The organism is Shigella sp. FC1544 (genome assembly GCF_001722145.1).
Classification (GTDB): Bacteria; Pseudomonadota; Gammaproteobacteria; order Enterobacterales; family Enterobacteriaceae; genus Escherichia; species Escherichia coli.
Window position 1 is genome coordinate 1 of record NZ_MECT01000176.1, and the last position, 3585, is coordinate 3585.

Sequence of the window (3585 nt, forward strand, 5' to 3'; positions counted from 1 at the left end):
TCCCACCTGACCCCATGCCGAACTCAGAAGTGAAACGCCGTAGCGCCGATGGTAGTGTGGGGTCTCCCCATGCGAGAGTAGGGAACTGCCAGGCATCAAATTAAGCAGAAGGCCCGGTCGGAAGACTGGGCCTTTTTGCGTTTCTACAAACTCTCCCTGTCGTCATAACTACAAGCCATCCCCCCACAGATACGGTAAACTAGCCTCGTTTTTGCATCAGGAAAGCAGCTATGAACCACTCCTTAAAACCCTGGAACACATTTGGCATTGATCATAATGCTCAGCACATTGTATGTGCCGAAGACGAACAACAATTACTCAATGCCTGGCAGTATGCAACCGCAGAAGGACAACCCGTTCTTATTCTGGGTGAAGGAAGTAATGTACTTTTTCTGGAAGACTATCGCGGCACGGTGATCATCAACCGGATCAAAGGTATCGAAATTCATGATGAACCTGATGCGTGGTATTTACATGTAGGAGCCGGAGAAAACTGGCATCGCTTGGTAAAATACACTTTGCAGGAAGGTATGCCTGGTCTGGAAAATCTGGCATTAATTCCTGGTTGTGTCGGCTCATCACCTATCCAGAATATTGGTGCTTATGGCGTAGAATTACAGCGAGTTTGCGCTTATGTTGATTGTGTTGAACTGGCGACAGGCAAGCAAGTGCGCTTAACTGCCAAAGAGTGCCGTTTTGGCTATCGCGACAGTATTTTTAAACATGAATACCAGGATCGCTTCGCCATTGTAGCCGTAGGTCTGCGTCTGCTAAAAGAGTGGCAACCTGTACTAACGTATGGTGACTTAACTCGTCTGGATCCTACAACAGTAACGCCACAGCAAGTATTTAATGCGGTGTGTCATATGCGCACCACCAAACTCCCTGATCCAAAAGTGAATGGCAATGCCGGTAGTTTCTTCAAAAACCCTGTTGTATCTGCCGAAACGGCTAAAGCATTACTGGCGCAATTTCCAACAGCACCAAATTACCCCCAGGCGGGTGGTTCAGTAAAACTGGCAGCAGGTTGGCTTATTGATCAGTGCCAGCTAAAAGGGATGCAAATGGGTGGGGCTGCGGTGCACCGTCAACAGGCGTTAGTTCTCATTAATGAAGACAATGCAAAAAGCGAAGATGTGGTGCAACTGGCACACCATGTAAGACAAAAAGTGGGTGAAAAATTTAATGTCTGGCTTGAGCCTGAAGTCCGCTTTATTGGTGCATCAGGTGAAGTGAGCGCAGTGGAGACAATTTCATGAAGGATAACACCGTGCCACTGAAATTGATTGCCCTGTTAGCGAACGGTGAATTTCACTCTGGCGAGCAGTTGGGTGAAACGCTGGGAATGAGCCGGGCGGCTATTAATAAACACATTCAGACACTGCGTGACTGGGGCGTTGATGTCTTTACCGTTCCGGGTAAAGGATACAGCCTGCCTGAGCCCATCCAGTTACTTAATGCTGAACAGATATTGGGTCAGCTGGATGGCGGTAGTGTAGCCGTGCTGCCAGTTATTGACTCCACGAATCAGTACCTTCTTGATCGTATCGGAGAGCTTAAATCGGGCGATGCCTGTGTTGCAGAATACCAGCAGGCTGGCCGTGGTCGCCGGGGGCGGAAATGGTTTTCGCCTTTTGGCGCAAACTTATATTTGTCGATGTTCTGGCGTCTGGAACAAGGCCCGGCGGCGGCGATTGGTTTAAGTCTGGTTATCGGTATCGTGATGGCGGAAGTATTACGCAAGCTGGGAGCAGATAAAGTTCGTGTCAAATGGCCTAATGACCTCTATCTGCAGGATCGCAAGCTGGCAGGCATTCTTGTGGAGCTGACTGGCAAAACTGGCGATGCGGCGCAAATAGTCATTGGAGCCGGGATCAACATGGCAATGCGCCGTGTTGAAGAGAGTGTCGTTAATCAGGGGTGGATCACGCTGCAGGAAGCGGGGATCAATCTCGATCGTAATACGTTGGCGGCCATGCTAATACGTGAATTACGTGCTGCGTTGGAACTCTTCGAACAAGAAGGATTGGCACCTTATCTGTCGCGCTGGGAAAAGCTGGATAATTTTATTAATCGCCCAGTGAAACTTATCATTGGTGATAAAGAAATATTTGGCATTTCACGCGGAATAGACAAACAGGGGGCTTTATTACTTGAGCAGGATGGAATAATAAAACCCTGGATGGGCGGTGAAATATCCCTGCGTAGTGCAGAAAAATAAGAAAGGGGAGTATTCGCTCCCCTGCAAATTATTTGCGTAGTCTGACCTCTTCTACCGCATGATTAGCACTTTTCGTCAGGATTAAACTGGCGCGCTCACGAGTAGGTAGAATATTTTGCTTTAAGTTCAGCCAGTTGATCTCTTTCCACAATGTCATGGCAGTCTTAATCGCTTCTTCTTTAGTTAATTTCGCGTAGTTATGAAAATAGGAATCCGGGTCGGTAAAAGCCCCTTCGCGGAATTTCAGGAAACGGTTGATATACCACGTCTGAAGTAAGTCTTCCGGTGCATCAACATATATCGAAAAATCAACAAAATCAGAAACAAATACATGATGTGGATCGTGTGGATAATCCATTCCGCTCTGTAAGACATTTAACCCTTCAAGAATTAAAATATCAGGCTGAACAACAGTTTTATCTCCATCCGGGATCACATCATAAATAAGATGCGAGTAAACAGGGGCTGTAACGTTTGGCACGCCGGACTTGAGATCGGAAACAAACTTCACCAGGCGATGCATATCATACGATTCCGGGAAGCCTTTCTTCTTCATCAGACCACGTTCTTTCAGAACCTGATTAGGGTGAAGGAAGCCATCTGTAGTGATCAGTTCAACACGACGATGTTCCGGCCAACGGCTTAATAGCGCCTGCAATACACGGGCGGTTGTACTTTTCCCCACCGCGACACTACCAGCAATACTGATAATGTAAGGAATGCGTTGCCCGTTGGTACCAAGAAACTGTTCCAGAACTGCCTGACGGCGCAGATTCGAGCTTATATAGAAGTTCAGCAAACGTGACAGAGGTAAATAGATCTCGGCAACTTCTTCTAACGAGAGATCTTCATTAATACCTTTGAGACGGGCGATCTCATCTTCCGATAACGTCATAGGTACGGAATCACGCTGAGCTGCCCACTGGTTGCGGTCAAACTGTAGGTAAGGCGTCATTAACGTTTGCTCTTTTATACTCATAAGCATGTTTCTGGCGGTCATAGCTCTATCGGCAAAGCGATATTTGCCATGGCGCGTCACAGTTCTGTTGAATGGGTTAATGGGCAGGAGGGTAACACCAGATGGGGAGGAATAATAAGAAAAAATCTCTCCCAGGAAGTAATGCCAGTCAGTTAAGCAACTGACTGGCTCTTTTTCGGGGCTGTGGGGTATTTCCAGGGCCTCTCCTTTACCACTCTCGGGAAGGCCCTTCCCCTTCTCGTCGGTAATTTCACAAGTTGTCCCATACTTGCAAGATCGCGCATCAGCTCCGGTATACGTCCCGGTGAAGCGCCCTGCAATGTCATCAGCATTCTCATCACCATTCCGCATGATTCTGAGAAACTCAGTTGATTCGGCCAGTAAC

3 protein-coding genes, 1 rRNA gene and 1 pseudogene are annotated in these 3585 nt (G+C 47.6%); 3 read left to right on the forward strand and 2 right to left on the reverse strand.

Annotation, left to right across the window (positions count from 1 at the left end; translation table 11 throughout):
- From rrf to birA, 3 genes are all read left to right on the forward strand, one after another.
- Positions 1-94 (forward strand): 5S ribosomal RNA (gene rrf / locus BGK49_RS10725); the annotation flags it as partial.
- Between the two features lie 136 nt (positions 95-230).
- Positions 231-1259 (forward strand): UDP-N-acetylmuramate dehydrogenase, encoded by a 1029-nt coding sequence (murB, locus tag BGK49_RS10730; protein WP_001016691.1) that lies wholly within the window; start codon positions 231-233, stop codon positions 1257-1259.
- Positions 1256-2221: a bifunctional biotin--[acetyl-CoA-carboxylase] ligase/biotin operon repressor BirA gene (gene birA / locus BGK49_RS10735; protein ID WP_000654614.1), complete on the forward strand. Its 966-nt coding sequence runs from the start codon at positions 1256-1258 to the stop codon at positions 2219-2221. The genes murB and birA overlap by 4 nt, the downstream gene beginning before the upstream one ends.
- A 28-nt stretch (positions 2222-2249) precedes the next feature.
- Here the strand turns inward: birA and coaA are convergent, their stop codons facing one another.
- Together coaA and BGK49_RS10745 are read right to left on the reverse strand one after the other, a co-directional pair.
- Positions 2250-3200 carry a type I pantothenate kinase gene (gene coaA / locus BGK49_RS10740; protein ID WP_000023091.1) on the reverse strand — a complete coding sequence of 317 codons (951 nt, stop codon included), beginning with the start codon at positions 3198-3200 and terminating at the stop codon, positions 2250-2252.
- 152 nt (positions 3201-3352) lie between these two features.
- Positions 3353-3585 (reverse strand): annotated as a pseudogene (locus BGK49_RS10745) (IS4 family transposase); the annotation flags it as partial.

Excerpts from the sequence above, each read along its gene's own strand:
- birA (WP_000654614.1), top strand. The coding sequence starts at position 1,256 with ATGAAGGATAACACCGTGCCACTGAAATTGATTGCCCTGTTAGCGAAC.
- murB (WP_001016691.1), top strand. The coding sequence starts at position 231 with ATGAACCACTCCTTAAAACCCTGGAACACATTTGGCATTGATCATAAT.
- coaA (WP_000023091.1), bottom strand. The coding sequence starts at position 3,200 with ATGAGTATAAAAGAGCAAACGTTAATGACGCCTTACCTACAGTTTGAC.